Origin of the sequence: Turicimonas muris, assembly GCF_002221595.1 — a bacterium.
In the GTDB taxonomy this organism is placed as follows: domain Bacteria; phylum Pseudomonadota; class Gammaproteobacteria; order Burkholderiales; family Burkholderiaceae_F; genus Turicimonas; species Turicimonas muris.
Window position 1 is genome coordinate 676327 of the sequence record NZ_NHMP01000001.1, and the last position, 16764, is coordinate 693090.

At 44.2% G+C, this 16764-nt stretch carries 13 protein-coding genes; all 13 read left to right on the plus strand.

Translation table 11 applies throughout. From position 1 onward, the window contains the following. Positions 1-547 precede the first annotated feature (547 nt). The 13 genes from ADH67_RS03065 to fabF all read left to right on the plus strand — a co-directional run bounded on the left by ADH67_RS03065 (position 548) and on the right by fabF (position 16640). The gene (locus ADH67_RS03065) at positions 548-745 is read left to right on the plus strand and encodes a hypothetical protein (protein ID WP_066591510.1); all 198 of its coding nucleotides are present in this window, start codon (positions 548-550) and stop codon (positions 743-745) included. A 50-nt stretch (positions 746-795) separates the two neighbouring features. Next, a complete protein-coding gene (locus ADH67_RS03070) occupies positions 796-4161 on the plus strand; it encodes an autotransporter outer membrane beta-barrel domain-containing protein (RefSeq protein WP_066591513.1) in 3366 nt (1121 codons plus the stop codon). Positions 4162-4216: 55 nt separating this feature from the next. Further along, a complete protein-coding gene (locus tag ADH67_RS03075; RefSeq protein ID WP_066591516.1) occupies positions 4217-7609 on the plus strand; it encodes an autotransporter outer membrane beta-barrel domain-containing protein in 3393 nt (1130 codons plus the stop codon). A gap of 48 nt (positions 7610-7657) precedes the next feature. After that, positions 7658-8161, plus strand: a complete 504-nt coding sequence (locus ADH67_RS03080) for a hypothetical protein (protein WP_066591523.1) — start codon at positions 7658-7660, stop codon at positions 8159-8161. Positions 8162-8419: 258 nt separating this feature from the next. Next, positions 8420-8710 (plus strand): hypothetical protein, encoded by a 291-nt coding sequence (locus ADH67_RS03090; RefSeq protein ID WP_066591529.1) that lies wholly within the window; start codon positions 8420-8422, stop codon positions 8708-8710. Then, positions 8707-9063, plus strand: coding sequence for an IS66 family insertion sequence element accessory protein TnpB (gene tnpB, locus ADH67_RS03095; RefSeq protein WP_066591535.1), 357 nt, complete (start codon positions 8707-8709; stop codon positions 9061-9063). Before ADH67_RS03090 ends, tnpB begins: the two co-directional genes overlap by 4 nt. 176 nt (positions 9064-9239) lie before the next feature. Then, positions 9240-11261, plus strand: a complete 2022-nt coding sequence (locus ADH67_RS03100) for an IS66 family transposase (protein ID WP_066591538.1) — start codon at positions 9240-9242, stop codon at positions 11259-11261. Positions 11262-11574: 313 nt separating this feature from the next. Continuing rightward, positions 11575-11763: a 50S ribosomal protein L32 gene (gene rpmF / locus ADH67_RS03105; protein WP_066591541.1), complete on the plus strand. Its 189-nt coding sequence runs from the start codon at positions 11575-11577 to the stop codon at positions 11761-11763. A gap of 472 nt (positions 11764-12235) precedes the next feature. Next, positions 12236-13222, plus strand: coding sequence for a beta-ketoacyl-ACP synthase III (locus ADH67_RS03110; protein WP_066591543.1), 987 nt, complete (start codon positions 12236-12238; stop codon positions 13220-13222). A 10-nt stretch (positions 13223-13232) separates the two neighbouring features. Then, positions 13233-14177, plus strand: a complete 945-nt coding sequence (fabD, locus tag ADH67_RS03115) for an ACP S-malonyltransferase (RefSeq protein ID WP_255202379.1) — start codon at positions 13233-13235, stop codon at positions 14175-14177. Between the two features lies 1 nt (position 14178). Then, positions 14179-14943: a 3-oxoacyl-ACP reductase FabG gene (gene fabG, locus ADH67_RS03120; protein WP_066591546.1), complete on the plus strand. Its 765-nt coding sequence runs from the start codon at positions 14179-14181 to the stop codon at positions 14941-14943. A 202-nt stretch (positions 14944-15145) separates the two neighbouring features. Next, positions 15146-15385: an acyl carrier protein gene (acpP, locus tag ADH67_RS03125; RefSeq protein ID WP_066591548.1), complete on the plus strand. Its 240-nt coding sequence runs from the start codon at positions 15146-15148 to the stop codon at positions 15383-15385. A 28-nt stretch (positions 15386-15413) separates the two neighbouring features. Then, positions 15414-16640, plus strand: a complete 1227-nt coding sequence (fabF, locus tag ADH67_RS03130) for a beta-ketoacyl-ACP synthase II (RefSeq protein WP_066591550.1) — start codon at positions 15414-15416, stop codon at positions 16638-16640. Positions 16641-16764 lie beyond the last annotated feature (124 nt).

Sequence of the window (16764 nt, forward strand, 5' to 3'; positions counted from 1 at the left end):
AATTCCCCAGAATTCTCTTAAGCGAGATTGTTGAAGAAAAATTAAGGTAAAGACTAAAAGAAAATTCTTTTAATTTGTAAGATTGGTTCGATGAATAGGTCTCAATTGTCATACAAATATTAGGGATTATACAAAATTTTGGACAAAACCCGAATTACATCTTGCAACGTCTACACCATAATGGGTATGAAAAATAAAAGACTTATACCGTCTGAAATCTGAGGAATAGTTATGTCATTAGAAAAATCATTGCTCCCTTTGGATGGAAGACTCCCCTTTGATGAAATAAGATACAGGGGGGTATTCTAAATTATTCGCAGCTGTTTTAAGCGCAGCTTGTTTTCTTACACCTTCCTTTACACAAGCCGCAAATAAAGTAGATATTAGCGTAGGCGGCACAAAATCCGAAATAATTAGTCAAGCCAGCGACCCGCTTTACTGGGTCGGCAGCAAACGCCCTAATAACGGGAATGCAGAGTTTTATTCAACAATTCCTCTCAAACTTATCGTTTCCGATTACCACTCAAGCTTGGGGTCAGTTTTTCACATGGGAAACTCCTATAACAGTGACCCATGGAATGCCAGCGAAGTTTCTTCGTCCCTATATCAAAAGATCTATGGCTTAAAAGACGGAGTAGAGGGAAACTTAGAGGTCGCCGATATTTACACTCCTCACGGTTTTGAGGCCAGGATTAATGGAAGCAAAGGCGATAAAAAAATTCTTATACCCAAAATGCGCATGTAAAGATCGGAAATCTTTATGCCAGTGACTCAGGAGTTCATCTGACATATGACATGTCTGCAGACCCCCTTTCTTCTCCAAGTGGAGACGTCTCTCAACAGATTTTTGATCATATAGAAAATTTAATAACGAATACTTATTACTTTGATAAAGAAGTAGACATGTCCGGCGTTGGTACGATGATGGTGCTGGCCTCGGCTCCGCATACAAAAACAGACGGCTCCAGAGCTGCAGTTGCTCAATTTGTCGAGTCTATCGGAAAAATTGGAAGTTATGCCGAACGTTCTTCTGAACCTCATACCCAATTGGCTTTAAGGGGAGCGGCTTTTCATCCTACATTGTCAGACTGGAGGGGAGATATGGACACTCCGATCATTGTTCAGCATCTTGGCAATGTCGGAGAGATTAATGCTATCGAAGCCGGCGTGTTGCATGCCGAAGGAAGGACAGCGGGTGTTCAGCTTCTAAGCAATGTGGGACAAATCAATATTGTTGGAGCGGGTTATACGATTCGCGGATCCGACACACCAAGGTTCTTAAACCATGCTTTTGGCGTGTACAACTGGGGAACGGCAGGTTACACCATTAAAAACAAAGTAAAAAATCTTCCCGTCCAGCAACAGGTTATTTTGACAAAAGGTATTTCCGTACGGGCCGCGCTTGGAAGTGAGACTGAGATAGGAAATTTTCAAAGCGAAGGCGGTCTTGACTATCTCTTGAATAAATCCGGTAGAGACGTCATCTGGGGTAATTTTAAAAATTATGAAAAATTCAATTCACAAAAACCTCAAGAGGGAGACCGAGAAAAAGCTGTTGCAGCCGCGATATACAACAGAGGCGGCGTGCAGGAAATATGGTCCGAAGCGTTTGATGGCGTAGTTATTTCCACGGAAGAAGATAAGTCTCTCGTCGATGGGAAGTACCAAAAACAACTCCAAAATGCGCAAGTTTTTTCTGTTCTTGTTTCTCCGGAGTTTAGACGAGAAAGTGGTATCTGGACATCGGGCGGAAAGGATAAGCCCCTTTCTTGGGATGGCATCAGAGAATATTCTGTTGAGAATGGTTTTGGGCTAGCCGCTTGGCAAGATCTTACGACAAAAACCGAGCTGTCCGGAAACTTTAGATTTGCTGCCGGTGACATTGTCGTTCAGCCTCACCAGCAGTTTGATAACATGGTGAAACTTACCTCTCACCAAGACTCTATCGACTACGTCAAAAATACCTTCGGCCAGGAGCTGCGTGCGGATGTGGTCCTGCAGTTTGCTGCCGCACGAGAAAAAGTGCCAGTTTATATGGATAACAAAAACAAAGAGGATGAACCATTAAGCGGAATTTGGTACTACGAAAAAGGAGATCTTAAAAAAGGTGAAAACGGAGAAATTTTTAATACTACCTGGCTTAATGATGAAGTAAACATCAAAGTATTCCCTGCTGTTGGATACTACGATGAAGCCGGTAAGGTTGCCTCTTTCGAAAAATCAAAACACTACTTTTTGCTCGGAGATTCGACAAAGGCTGACGATCCAGGCTACAACATTCACCTTGGTAAAAGAAGCGAAATTAATGTTAAGGGTACATATAGCGGGAACGGTACACTTTGGTTCGGCGTTGATATCAACAAAGAAAATTTAACCGTAGAAGCGATTGACAACCAAGGAAACAGCGTTCATGGATTAAACGGGGCCATTTCTGTAAACCGAAATCCTATTGTTCTGGATGACGTGGTTAGAGGATCTAGCCTGAATTTAGTTGTTAACCTTAGCAACAACCAAGCAGGCGTTTCTGCTCAACAGCTCAAGAATTATTTCAAATATGATGCATCTGGACGCGCTGGTCAGCTTTTGCAACAGGCCGCTAATAATGTGTTCATCGGAGACTTCATTGAGAAGGCTACGGGTCCCGGAACTTTAAATACACATGCAGGATTAGAGATAACAGCGGAGGACTTAGCTGACTTCCAAGCAAAACTTCAGGCGTCTGGGAATGCCCAAAATATAGAAATTACTGCCGATAAGACATTCGCACAAGGTATGAAGAATGAAGACATCTCGGTTAAATACGTTTGGCAACTTAATCAGCTTAAACAATGGGTCCAGGTACCGATTACTGAGAAAAAGATAACGGATGTCAGCGGCAAGATGGTTGCAGGCAAGGTTTCTATATATCTGGATGAAACATTATTAGAGCCGGCAGAGACTTTCTCGACGATTTACTACATTGAAAATTCTGAATGGGTTGCTAATCCAAATGATATTTCGGACTCACTAGCAACTGAGGATCGCGAACGCAATGAAGAGATAGCCTCTGATGATACTCAAGGTACGGGCAAAGCTCGCGCATATGCTCTTGCAGCAGCTGAACCTCAGAACGAACAAAAGGAAAACTCTGAAGAAGATCGTAAAGCTCATCAGTCCAACTTGGGAGAAGGAACAATTTTTGCACGTCCGGAGGAGCCGGATCCTACGCCCGTAATTCATGACCGGCCAGATGACTCAAGTTCAACCGTTAAGACTCTCAATTCTGCATCCATCATTAATTATTTCCTATGGAGGCAAGAGAATGAAACACTTTATCAACGTATGGGTGAAGTCAGAGACAATGCTAACTTGGAAGGTCTCTGGTTCAGAGGACTAGCAGGAAAGAATACATACGACAAAAATAAGTATTACTACAGAAACAAATACTACGGAATCCAGTTGGGTATTGACCACCTCTTGAAAAAAGAAAAGGGAGGAACGTGGTTGCTTGGGCTTGGCCTTACCTACACAAAGGGGGATAGCAAGTTAGGCAATGGAGGAAAAGATGACAACTGGATTGGAACTATAAGTGCGTATGCAACTAGACAATGGAATAACGGTGCCTACGTCGATTTCATTGTCAAAGGGAGCCGCTTAAATAATGACTTCACTGCTATTAGTGATTTGCTCTCAGACGGGTCACGCTACATCTCAAAGGGAAAATTCCACACTTACGGTCTCCAAGCAAGTGCAGAAGTTGGTAAGAAATATATGTTTGGCAAAGGATGGTATCTCGATCCTGAACTTCAACTGACTTATGGACACCTTCGTGCTGCCAAGTATCTAACTGATACAGGGGTTACTGCCAGGATCAAAAGCTCCAATAGTTTGATCGGAAGAGCTGGAGTCGGTTTTGGCAAGGAAGGAAAGAGCGGAAGTGCCTTTGTAAAAGTTGATGCATTAAGGGAATTCACAAACCAATTTAAGGCGCATTACACCTCAAATGACGGTGGCGAAGCTTCTAGTCGAATCAATATGAAGGATACCTGGGGAGAGATTACAGTAGGCGGTACCTATAACTTCAAAAAGAATGTTTATGGCTTTGCTCAGGCAAAACGGTCCTTCGCCGCTGATATTAAACAGGATTACCGGTTTGACGCAGGTATCCGCATCATCTTCTAGTTTTTACTACCTCTTTGTTTAAGCCCTTAATGAAGGTGGATGAAGGATGGTTACTATGTCAAAAAATGAATTTTTTACTCTTAATAAACTCACAGCTAGCGTACATTTGATCTGTTTGATAGGATTTCTATCTTCATCTACTTTGGTGAAGGCCGAAACAATAATTTCTAACCCTTCGGCGCGTAATCCAACGTCTGAGGAAATGAGTAGTGACGGAGTATTCACAAGACAGTGGTCTTATCAAATAAGCGATCCTGCGGATAGCACAATAAAAACAACGGATTTCATATCGACCACTCTTCCGTTTTTAGGTCGTAATGAACGCTCAGAGATTACAATTAGTAAGGACGGGGTTTTATCCGGGATCAATAAAATCAGTGCCTCTGGCGGCGGTTTTCTTATGCAAAAGCAGGCAGTTGCAAACGCCGGCTCTTCAGATGTTAAAGAATACCGACAAAACTTTGATTTTGGGCCCAACACAATTCATGAAATTTATTTGGACAATGTGAAGAATGACAGTAGCACTCTAGGGAGTTATAAGGTGTCTCACGGAGTTTCTACAGTCTTTCTTCTCGATGGCTATGCGTTTGTTAATGGAACCAACTATAAGATATACCAAGGCAATGTTTTTCAAGAGGTTGGATCAGAAGGTTCTACCATTGAGAAATTATCTACGGGAAAAAATGGACTTGGCTATGGGATAGCCTTTAGAGAAGGTCAGGGTCAATTTGAGTCAAAGAAAGATGATCAGATCAAATCCCAAACAATTAATAGCGTGATTAAACAAATCGGAGATTCTGATTTTAGATTTAATATAGGCGTGCAAGCTCAATTTGATGAAGCCGCTGCAATTGGGAATAAGAATATAAAGGCGCAGCAGCATGTCAAGGAGATAGGAGATATTTTTGCGACAGAAGCAGGAATCGTAATCAGTCGAGGAAGAGGTTCTTTTTTTACTACTCAGTTGATCGACAAGGTAAATAACATCTTCATTAACAGTGATAATCAGACAGTTAGAGAGTTGGCGACAATAGCAGGCATTAGCACACAGTCCTCGTCTATTGGTGTAGTAGGTACTCTATCAAAAGATCCGGACTCCATGAAAGAAACTTTAGATAATTGGAGTTCAGATAACAATTTCGCCCAACAGGTAGGTATATCAGGAAAAATTGAAGTTAAAGGAAGTGTAAAACTCCAAAACCCACAATACGTTTTTATCACTTCAAATGGGAAAAAACCACTTTCATTCCGGGCTGCCATCGCTAACCTAGGAGGAACTCAAGAAATCACATCACTTGCCCAGCAAGTTACACTTGATGTGGGAGAGGGGACAACAAAGGACTTTGCGGTTTTGGTTTACCCCGAGTTTAATAGACTTCAGCAGTTACGTTTTCCTCCGGATGGTACAACTGTAACATTCGATAAAATTTCGAGTTTACGCAGTCTACCTGTTGTTACAACATTGAATGGAAATTTTGATGCAGTTCAAGGTCATGTAGCCGTTCTTGGGTTGATGACAGGAAATTATTCGGACCGTTATCAAAATCTTAAAGTTGCGTTAAATCTAAGGGCGAATTCCGGTCTAGGAACATTTAATTTTAACGATAAGGGTAAATTGCTCGTTACGAATAGAGCTTGGGATATTGACAAAGGCAGCATGCAGAGCAATTCAGTCAATTCCCGCGCGATTTTTTCTATGGGTTTAGGAGATTCTTCTCTAGATAACTATACAGTTCATCTTCCCTCGGAAGGAAATGCGGTCTATGTGGACGGAGAATTTAATGGAAATGGGACTTTCCTTTTAGGGTCTAGTTGGAAGAACAATCAAATTATCGTTAATTCCACGCCTATCATAATTAAAACGATAACAAAGCAAGGTGACGGAAGAGCTTCTCATCTGAATCTTCAAGTCGATGTTACGTCAGCCTTAGATGGCGCGGGCAAAACTTCAGATATCTTTAATTCAAATACAAGTACCGTGCTTCATATCATGAATCAGGCTGTTCAGAATTTAATTGTGGGGAGTGTCGAAGAAGGCGCCTTGGCTCTGGGAGGACTTGATGTGGCAGAGGCTATGGAAGTTGGTGCCAAGATGGACACTGAAAAGAATTTAGCTCTAAAGAATCCAGACTTAACCCAAGTTTCCTCCTCTATGAGGAAAGCAGCTGGTTATGTCACCCTTTCCTATAAAGAGGGCCTGATTACACCGGAAAATACTCTTTTTGCTAAATACTATTTTGATGACAAAGACGGCACAGGTCGCGATGTGAGTCAAGAAGTGGCTAAAGCAGAAGATATCCTGAAAGAAGTGGCCCAAAGTCTTCACTCTGATGCAGTAACATTGGCAGACGAAGATGTAGACCCAACAATATCTGCCTCTTACACTAATTCTGGTGTTGGTAGTGTGGTAAGTGACAAGGAACTTTCTCAAAACTTCGCTGCTGTAGACAATCCTCCTGGACCCGAGAACCCGGACGATCCTGCTGATCCTTCTAACCCTGCTAACCCTGCTAACCCATCTGGTCCTGGCGAAAACAAGCCGCAGAAAACCACCTCGACTATGGATTCAATCGACTCACTGGGTATGGCAAATTACTTCATCTGGCGTCAAGAAAACGAAACGCTTTATCAGCGCTTAGGCGAGGTTAGAGATGACTCAAGTGCCAGAGGACTTTGGGTGAAAGTACGCGGAGGAAGAAATAAATATTCCGAGGCAGGCAATTACTTTAAGAATCAGTACTACGGAGTTCAGCTGGGCCTAGACCGACCCTTGGATGAAGAGTGGACTTTGGGTGCGGCAGCTTCCTATACCTACGGGGACGGCAAACTTACTAACGGCGGTAAGGATGACAACTGGATTGCCAGCGGATCCATTTACGCTTTGGGCGCATTTGATGACGGTAGTTATCTGGATGTAGTACTTCGTGCTTCTCGAATTCATAATGATTTCACTGTTGTCAGTGATCAGGCAAGGTACATCACTAAAGGTAAACGCTCCGGCAATGCTTATTCTGCTTCCGTTGAATATGGACAAAAGATTCCTTTGAATCCTAATTGGTATGTGGATCCTCAAATTCAGGTGACATACGGACATATCCAAGGGTTGAGCTTTACTACTAAAAACGGAGTTAAGGTCAATACGGATCGAGTTAATTCCTTGATTGGCCGTGTAGGCGTTGGGGTTGGCTATGAAAATGCTAAAGGAGGAGTTTTCGTCCGAGCCGACGTTTTGCGTGATTTTACGGCTCAATACAAGACTAACTACGCTCTGGAAAAAGCCAAAAACAACAGCGATATCGATCTCAGAAGCACATGGGGTGAAATCAGTGTGGGAGGAAATTATCAATTCGATAAAAACCTTCACGGATATGCACAAGCAAAACGAAGTGTGGGCGGGAAGTTAAAGCAAGATTACCGCCTCGACTTTGGTCTTCGTTACGTTTTCTAAAAATTAATTTAATTCAGGCTCCCGGAAGGGAGCCGAAGAGGGGAACCCATGCTTAAAGTTAAAACTTCTTTGATTTTGCTTGGCCTATCTTTGACTACTACGATGGCTGCCGCAGCATACGTTCAAAAAGAGCCGCCGGCTTTAAAACCAATCCCAGAGGATAGAGTTCTTTACAGAGAAACGTCGGGAACGCCGATCCAATTAGAGACCTATCAAGTTACTGGAAAATGCGGGATGAGCTTGTGGATTGATAAGAAATTAGCGTTCATTATCAAGAAGGATGAAAAGACAAGTTTCTTGCTTCCAAAAGGTCGGCATGAAATAAGACTGACATACGAGCCTCTTCCGAAGGAACCTCGAAATGAAGAGGAAAAGGAAAGGTACAAATACTGCTACAAGGAAGAGCCTCAAAAACTCGGATATGTTAAAGAGGTCGAAATAAAAGAAGACACTCCTTACCTGCTTCATGTTAGGACAAATCGCGGAAATTTATTCCGTTTCCGTCTCTACGAAAATGCTCCTCAGCCGGAGAAAAAATATCCGTTCTACTGATTAATTCGTTTTACCCTCTTGGGGTGGCAACTGAGGAGAAATGTTAGAGAACACTTGTTCTTCCCTCCCTCTTCCAGCTTTGCACCCAAAGTATCTGTGGACCTGTAAATGGATTTTTGCAGATCCTGGTCTGCAGATACTTCCTTTTTTTTATTTAGAGGGTCTGCTTTGTTGTATCGTAAGGTTCCCATGACTGTGATGAATATTTTCTAGCGAAGGTGAAAAATTGGCTTATTGAACAACCGAGAGGAGTTTTACATGAGCCAAGCCGACTACGTTCTTTCCTTTCCATCCGTTACAGTGGAAGCCAATCCGAGCCCAACAGTTGTCCCCGACGAACTTGAGGCAGCCGAGCAAGATATGCAAGAAGACGAGGTTGAGATATTTGAAATCGAGCCGGCCGCAGTAGAAAAGCCGGCAGAATTAGGACCAGCCTCGAAGCAAATTACCGTTTCTGTAAGATCGGAGGTTACTGTGAGCTATGAAACGGCGGATCCTAGCCTTGAAGCCAGAGGTTTGATAAAGATGCTTCTCGGAGTGCAGTCATGAGTTTTCTGAACTTTAAAGGCTGCAAGATTACGGTCGTCACCACTGCCACTGATCTACGAGCCGGTTACTTTAGACTGGAAGCCTTTGCTAGAAGCACTCTTAATATAGACATCTGCTCGGGCAATCATTGTGTTGTGTTTTTATCTCGTACACGGGCGCTGGCCAAGATTATCGCAGCTGACCAGTCGGGAATGACTTTGATAACCAGACGGCTGCATCATGGGAGCTTCCAACAGCTAATGAGTCTTCTTGACAGCCCGGCTAAAAGAAGCCTAACAGCTGAACAGCTCGTATCCTTTTTAAATGGAAAACGCATTGAAGGAGCCCGCAAAAACTACTTTAAGGAACAATAAGTTGTAACACTTTGTTTGATAACGAACGTTAAAAAAATCCATCCTATAAACCTTGATCACCAAGGCTTTTAGCCATGGTATTTGAGAGCTTTGGAGGGGACTGCTAAGGCCGGTTTTAATCTGCTTTCAGTTGCTTCATAATGAACAGTGTTCGGCATTCCCAACCGGAGAGCAAAGTGTTCAACAAGAAGCAGCTCAAAAATTTGTCACAAGAAGAACTCATTGAGCTTGTGCTTAAAACGGAAAAAGAAAAAGAAGAAATACAGGCGCGATTTCGCGGGCTCTCCACAATTGTCATCAACGCATTTCACAACTGTAAAGAAGTGGCCTTATTAGCCGACAAATATCTGATTGCCGAAGATAAATGGATGGGGCTAGCCATTGAACAGCAGATCAGCCATATGCTTGAATCGCTCAGAGTCTTGGCTGAAAATAGTTCGAGTCAATTTCAAGCGTTACTGGGAAAAGGATCGGAAAAAATTGGTAGGGCAGAGGTTGATAAAGAACTCAAAGAAAACAAAGGTTCGTGGGTTAACGGCAGCAAAGAACTGATAGAGGCCACACGCATCGTTGATCAAGTCGTTAAATCGTTGCCGGAGAACACTCCGTTAGCCGGAGAATTTAAAAGCATCGTCAATGAGCCTGCTGCTTCGATTGCCGCTTTAGAAAAGAAACCGAGCCTTGGGCGCCAAAAGGTAAATCCAAAGGTAAGAGAGCGCACCGTTGTTCCTGCTTCCGACAAAGTTCCTCACTGCAAAGGCTGCACGGAAGAGATGGTAAAGCTCTCTAGCTTTGTAGAAACAATAAGAAGAAAGACACTGCCGAAACTGAACAATCTTGAGGCGCTCTCTCAGCGGCAAGATGTTTATGTATGTCCCAAATGCGGACAAGCACATGTCAGGCTCCCGGTCGATGCAGAGCATCCGGTTAACTGCGCACGTACAGTCGGTACATCGATGCTGCTTGAGCTAGCTATGGGACTTTACAGCGGAATACCGCTGTACAGACAGATTAAGGAGCTGCAGCAAAAGCTTTGCTTGGGCCATGACACCGTCTCGTACAACTTGCATGATTTAGCCCGCTTTTACCTGCATCCTCTTGCTCTGCTTTATGAATCCTCTTTAAAGAAAGCCGATGTACTAATTGCAGATGAAACTGTATTTCCGGTGCTTGAAGCTCAGGGAAGAGGAAAGTGTGCCAAGGAGCGCATGAATGAGTCTAAGCTGCGCAAACAGAATTATCTTCTGGCTCTGACAACAGCAGCTTCAGCGCCTGAACAAATATTTATCCTTAAGTATTTACCAAGCCGAAGCGCTCAAGCAATTGGCTCACAAATCACATCAGACTTCCAGTTCAATACTTTAGTAACCGATGGCTATAGCGCCTATGAAACAGTTCTTCAGGCACTAGGCGGGGAAAGAAAGCATCAAAGCTGTTTAATTCACTACCGGCGCAAACTTCTCAGTGCTCTGTTAAGCAGCAGTCTTTTAAAAGAACTTCATCAATCAGCGCTCGGTGAAAAAGAAAAGCTCAAGCAGATGAAGATAAGAGTCCAACAGGCTGAGCCGGGCAGCTGCGTGCTTATCTGTGTTGAGGCACTATCAAAGCTGTATAACCTGCAAGAGGCAATATCGAAGGAAGTCTCGCAGAGGAAGCAGGAGGAATACCGCAGGCGCCAGAACTCTTTATTAACGGCGGTAGACAAAATAATGTCCTACCAAGCCGACAAAATCTGTATAAAAACTCAATCGGGTTTATATAAGAAAGGAGTCGGAGGCGGGTTGTACTCAGCGGCATTCGCTTATTATATGAATTTGCGCAATGAATTTAAGGTCTTTATCGATGACTTCAAAGTACCGGCTGACTCTAATCTGGTAGAAAGCCGCTTGAGGCCGGTGACAGTTCTGAGGAAAAACATTTGGTATAAACAATCGGTTGAGTATGCGGTGGATATGTGCGACATCTCCTCTATCTTTAAGACGCTCGAACTCAACGGCATAGCCCCAGTGGAATATTTGAAAAAGTACTGTCGGAGCGTCTATGGTCACGTCCTCGATAAGGCTTGGACGGAAGCGTTAAAAGACGGACACGATAAAACCAAGAAGATAGGTTCCTTGGACTTCAAGCACGGACTGGAAGATTACGACCTCAAGCCATGGCTTCCGTCTACCTACAAACAATTGCAAGCAGAGAGCTAATGCCGGAAAATCCGCGGCTCTTATCGAGCCATGGGAACCTTACGTTGTATCTGAGAAGCTTAAATTTGTTGCTTGAGGTTCTTCTCACTTATGAGTTTAAAAACTTAGTTACCGCTAACTAAATGTGTTTCAGCAGCTACTGTTGAATTAAAAGGACTTTCTTCTTTTTGCAGAAAATATTTCGACTCATTAACTATTCTGAATATTAAGTTGTTTAAAAGCTATTTTTGATGTAAAATCCGCAACTTTCGTACGGGCGAAAAAGGTTTTCTTTACTCGCTTAAAAATTATTTTTAATTCGTGGGGTTTAACCATGGCTGTTCAGCAAAATAAAAAGTCAACAAACAAGCGCGGAAATCATCGTGCACATGATTTCCTTACAAATCCTCCACTGGCTGTCGAACCGACAACTGGTGAAGTTCATCGTCGTCATCACATCTCTGCCACAGGTTTCTACCGTGGTAAGAAAGTAGTTGCAACTAAGGCTGGCGACGAAGAATAAGTTCCTTAATTAGCACTCGCTCGGCCCCACGTCGGAGAGTTTGAGACTCATTGAGTTAAGCTAATTAACTGAAAAAGTGGCAGTAGTAGAAGATCTTCTACTACTGCCATTAGTTTATTTCGGCTTTCTTGGGCACTGTGCTCTTCGACGAAAAATGTCTAGCAAGGTAGAAATAAGTCAAACAAGTGACTCCAATTGCTCTACTAAAGGATGAGCTTTGAAGAGGTAGAGATATCTCGTCACAGACGGATATTTCTGTCTGTTATCGGCTTTGTTACTTTATTTAGCAATTTAAATTTAGCGACTTTTAGGCCGTTTTGCGAAGTTATAGTCAAGTTAGCAACAGCTGCACTAATTTAACGTTAACTTCTCTCAATTGTTTGAGTGCAATGGCAAATTGGGCTTTTTGAGCTTCTTTTCAGGGCAAAGATTGTTGTAACCTTACGGCCAACGATTTAATAGGATTTCCAAATTGGAACAAACAGTTTTTTCAAGAATTCTTTCTACCGGCAGCGCTCTGCCTAAGCAATGCGTGTCTAATAAAGAACTCGCTGAAAGATTAAATGCCGAAGGTGTCGAAACAAGCGACGAGTGGATTAAAACTCGTACCGGAATTGAACAGCGCTACCTCGTCTCTGAGGGAGAAACGACGGTAACTCTTGCGGTCGAAGCTGCAAAGTTAGCGTTGTCTAGAACAAGTCTTTCTCCTGAAGATATCGATTTAGTCATAGTTGCTACGACAACCCCGGATAATATCTTTCCGAGTTGTGCTTGCCAGGTTCAAGCGGCTCTCGGATGCACTAATGCCGCCGCTTTTGATTTGCAGGCTGTCTGCTCCGGGTTCGCTTATTCTCTCTGCACTGCAGATTCCATGATTAAAAGTGGGAACTTCAAAAAAGTCTTGGTTATCGGTTCCGAATCTTTATCTCGTATCTTGGATTGGCAGGACCGTACTACATGCGTCCTGTTCGGTGACGGAGCAGGTGCAGTTATTTTGGAAGCCTCCTCTGAACCGGGGATCCTTTCTTACACTATGAAGGCCGACGGTGTCCTGGGAGAAAAAGTTCTCCGCGCAGACGGGAGAATTGAAAACGGAAAACTCGTTGGAAATCCGTACATTTTCATGAACGGTAAAGCCGTCTTTAAGGCTGCCGTCGAAAAAATGACCGAAAGCGGTAGGGAAGTACTGGAAAAAGTGGGTTTAAAGCCGGCAGATGTCTCTCTGTTCGTCCCTCATCAGGCTAACTTGAGAATCATGAGCATGGTTACCGATAAGCTGGGAATCAACTCTGAGAATATGATGGTGAGCGTCAATTCTCATGGAAACACTTCCGCAGCCAGCATCCCGTTAGCTTTAGATAAAGCTGCTTCCTCAGGCAGAATCAAGAGAGGCGACATTCTGTTGCTTCAAGGCGTTGGCGGCGGATTTACTTGGGCCAGCGTTCTGTTGAAATACTAAGGAGAATAACTTGAGTACAAAATTTGCATTTGTATTCCCGGGACAGGGAAGTCAAGCAGTGGGAATGTTGGATTCCTTAAAGGACGAACCTGTCGTCCAAGAAACTATGCAGGAAGCTAACGAGGCCCTCGGATTTGATTTGAACAAATTAATCGCAGAAGGACCTGCTGAAGATTTAAATTTAACCGTCAATACGCAGCCTGCTCTTTTAGCCGCAAGTATTGCAATGTACCGTTATTATTTGTCCTTGGGCGGCAAAAAGCCTGAAGTAATGGCCGGACACAGCCTCGGTGAATACACTGCTCTTGTTGCAGCCGGTGCTTTGGATTTCAAAGAAGCTCTGAAATTGGTTCGCTACCGCGCAGAACAAATGCAGAAAGCTGTTCCGGTCGGACAAGGTTCTATGGCCGCCGTTCTGGGATTGGCCGATGAAGTAGTTAAAGATATCTGCGCAAAAGCTTCTGACCTCGGCGTTGTCGAAGCGGTCAACTTCAATACACCGGGCCAGGTTGTTATTGCGGGCGAAATCGAAGCTCTTAAAAAAGCTATGCAGCTTGCGGCCGAAGTCGGTGCAAGACGTGCGCTTCAATTGAAAGTTTCCGGACCATTCCATTCTAGCCTGATGAAACCGGCTGCCGATGCGCTCAAAGCTCGCTTGGAAGAAGTGAAAGTAAAGGCTCCGAGTATTCCGGTTTTGCACAATATTGACGTTAAAACAAGAGCTGAAGCAAAAGACATAAAAGAAGCTTTGGCAGCGCAAACTGCTAGCGCCGTTCTCTGGGCTGAAACCGTCAGAGAAATGGCGAAAATGGGAGTCACTATGGTTTATGAGTGCGGTCCCGGCGCTGCTTTGAGCGGCATGGTCAAGAGAATTACTCCTGACGTCAAGGCAATGGCTTTAAACAGCCAAAAGGCCTTGGCTGAAGCAGCAGAACAAACAAAGGAACAAAACTAAAATGACAAAATCTATTTTTACACCCAATGCATTAGAAGGGGAAACGGTCGTAATAACCGGTGCTTCCAGAGGTATCGGAGCTGCAATTTTTGAAGCTTGCCTGAAAGCGGGAGCTACCGTTATTGGGACCGCGACATCCGAACCCGGAGCTGAAAAGATCACCGCCAAAGCCAAAGAGCTTGGATTAAAGGGCTGCGGTAAGGTTTTAAATATTGCCGATAGAGTCCAAACCGATGCCTTTGCTGCCGAAGTCGAAAAAGAATTCGGCGCGGTCAGCGTGCTTATCAATAATGCCGGTATTACCAGAGACACTCTTGCCCTTAGAATGAAAGACGAACAGTGGGATGCCGTTATCGAAACGAATCTTACCGGCACTTTCCGTCTGACCCGCTGCTTCTTGAAAGGCATGATGAAGGCCCGTAAAGGCAAGATTATTAACCTCTCTTCTATCGTCGGCATGATGGGCAATGCCGGACAGGCTAACTATGCCGCTGCAAAAGCCGGCTTGATAGCTATGAGTAAGTCTATCGCTCGTGAGCTCGGTGCCCGCGGCATTACCGTCAATTGCATTGCTCCGGGATTTATCGCCACCGATATGACCGACGCCCTTTCTGACGATCAGAAGAAAGCTTTGTCTGCACAGATTCCTTTGAGCAGACTCGGATCGGTCGGTGATATCGCTAATGCAGCCGTTTTTCTCGCTTCTGATGCCGCTTCCTATATTACCGGACAAGTGATTGAAGTTAACGGCGGAATGCGCATGTAAAAAATTTAAAGAATCCGGCGCCTGTGGTCTGGCCGTACCCGATTTCGTAAAAGGATGGTTGTAATTGCAGAAAGGCCGATCGGTGTGTAAACAAGAATGGCCTTTTTGAGTAGTACAAAGCTAAATAGGCTCTGGTAAAATAACAAAATTAGGCCTTATGAAGGCAAACCATATTTTTTTTATAAACCAATAGAGGTAAAAAATGGACAATATCGAACAACAAGTCAAAAAAGTCGTTGCAGAACAGTTGAGCATTAACGAAGCAGACATCAAAGATGACAGCGCTTTCATCGCTGACCTCGGTGCTGACTCTCTCGACACAGTTGAACTCGTTATGGCTTTGGAAGACAACTTCGGTATCGAAATCCCTGACGAACAACAAGAAAAAATCCAGACAGTTCAAGACGCTATTGACTTCATCAAGGCCAACAAGAAGGCCTAATTATTAGAAGCACCTCAAGGAGAGTTGAATGCGTAGAGTTGTCGTAACCGGCATCGGCATGGTCAGCCCGCTGGGAAATGATGCAAAAACCAGCTGGGAAAATGCTCTTGCCGGAAAATCCGGCGTTTCAAAGATCACTCAATTTGATGCCTCCGCTTTCGGCTCTCAGATTGCCGGTGAAGTTAAAGGCTTTGAAGTAGAAAAATACCTTCCCGCAAAGGAAGCAAGACGTTTCGACAGATTCATTCATTTCGGCGTTGCTGCCGGTTTGATGGCTCTTGAAGACAGCGGACTTGTTATCGACGATGAGTTGGCTTTGCGGGCCGGATGTGCTATTGGCAGCGGAATCGGTGGTTTGCCGGAAATCTGCCGCAACTATCAGATGTACATTGATAGAGGCGCCAGAAGAATTTCCCCGTTCCTGATTACCGGCAGTATCGCTAATATGGTCTCCGGGCAGCTTTCCATCATGAAGAACTTGAAGGGCCCGAGCGTAGCTTACTCTACAGCTTGCACCACCGGTCTTCATAGTATCGGAGAGGCAGCCTGGATGATTAAGCGCGGAGATGCCGATGTCATGATCGCCGGCGGCGCCGAATCTACCGTTTGTGTATTAGGAGTCGGCGGTTTCGATTCCATGCATGCCTTATCCAGAAGAAATGACAGCCCTGAAACGGCTTCCAGACCTTTTGATAAGGATAGAGACGGTTTTGTCCTCGGTGAAGGTGCCGGTGTGGTGGTTCTTGAAGATTACGAATCTGCTAAGAAACGCGGTGCAGCTATCTACGGTGAAATTTTAGGCTACGGCCTCACCGCAGATGCTCACCATATCACCACGCCAAGCTCCGACGGTCCTCGCCGCTGCATGCTCAACGCCATTAAACAAGCCGGTGTTAATCCCGATGAAATTGATTACTTGAACGCTCACGGTACTTCTACCGTGGTGGGAGATATCAACGAAACAAAGGCGATTAAGGAAGCTTTCGGTGACCACGCTAAGAACATGGTTGTCAATTCGACAAAATCCATGACCGGTCACCTTCTCGGAGGTGCTGGCGGGATTGAAACCGTATTTTCTTTGCTCGCGCTGAAAAATCAGGTTTCTCCTCCGACAATTAATATTTTTGAGCAGGATCCTGAGTGCGATTTGGATTATTGCGCTAATACGGCTCGAGATATGAAGATCCGTTATGCCATGAAAAATTCTTTCGGATTTGGTGGAACGAATGGTTCTTTGGTGCTTGGTTCCGTATAACTTAATTACAAAAATGTAGTTTGTTGGGGTACGTTTTTACGACGTACCCTTTCGCATTTTTCGAACAACTTGTCCATATGGATTCAATCCGTTTTGGAGCCATCCGGACAAGTGGCTCAACCGA

Bases quoted from the DNA above. Each gene is read 5' to 3' on its own strand.
- ADH67_RS03065 (WP_066591510.1), top strand. From the start codon at position 548: ATGGGAAACTCCTATAACAGTGACCCATGGAATGCCAGCGAAGTTTCT.
- ADH67_RS03080 (WP_066591523.1), top strand. From the start codon at position 7,658: ATGCTTAAAGTTAAAACTTCTTTGATTTTGCTTGGCCTATCTTTGACT.
- ADH67_RS03070 (WP_066591513.1), top strand. From the start codon at position 796: ATGTCTGCAGACCCCCTTTCTTCTCCAAGTGGAGACGTCTCTCAACAG.
- tnpB (WP_066591535.1), top strand. From the start codon at position 8,707: ATGAGTTTTCTGAACTTTAAAGGCTGCAAGATTACGGTCGTCACCACT.
- rpmF (WP_066591541.1), top strand. From the start codon at position 11,575: ATGGCTGTTCAGCAAAATAAAAAGTCAACAAACAAGCGCGGAAATCAT.
- acpP (WP_066591548.1), top strand. From the start codon at position 15,146: ATGGACAATATCGAACAACAAGTCAAAAAAGTCGTTGCAGAACAGTTG.
- fabG (WP_066591546.1), top strand. From the start codon at position 14,179: ATGACAAAATCTATTTTTACACCCAATGCATTAGAAGGGGAAACGGTC.
- fabF (WP_066591550.1), top strand. From the start codon at position 15,414: ATGCGTAGAGTTGTCGTAACCGGCATCGGCATGGTCAGCCCGCTGGGA.
- ADH67_RS03090 (WP_066591529.1), top strand. From the start codon at position 8,420: ATGAGCCAAGCCGACTACGTTCTTTCCTTTCCATCCGTTACAGTGGAA.
- ADH67_RS03075 (WP_066591516.1), top strand. From the start codon at position 4,217: ATGTCAAAAAATGAATTTTTTACTCTTAATAAACTCACAGCTAGCGTA.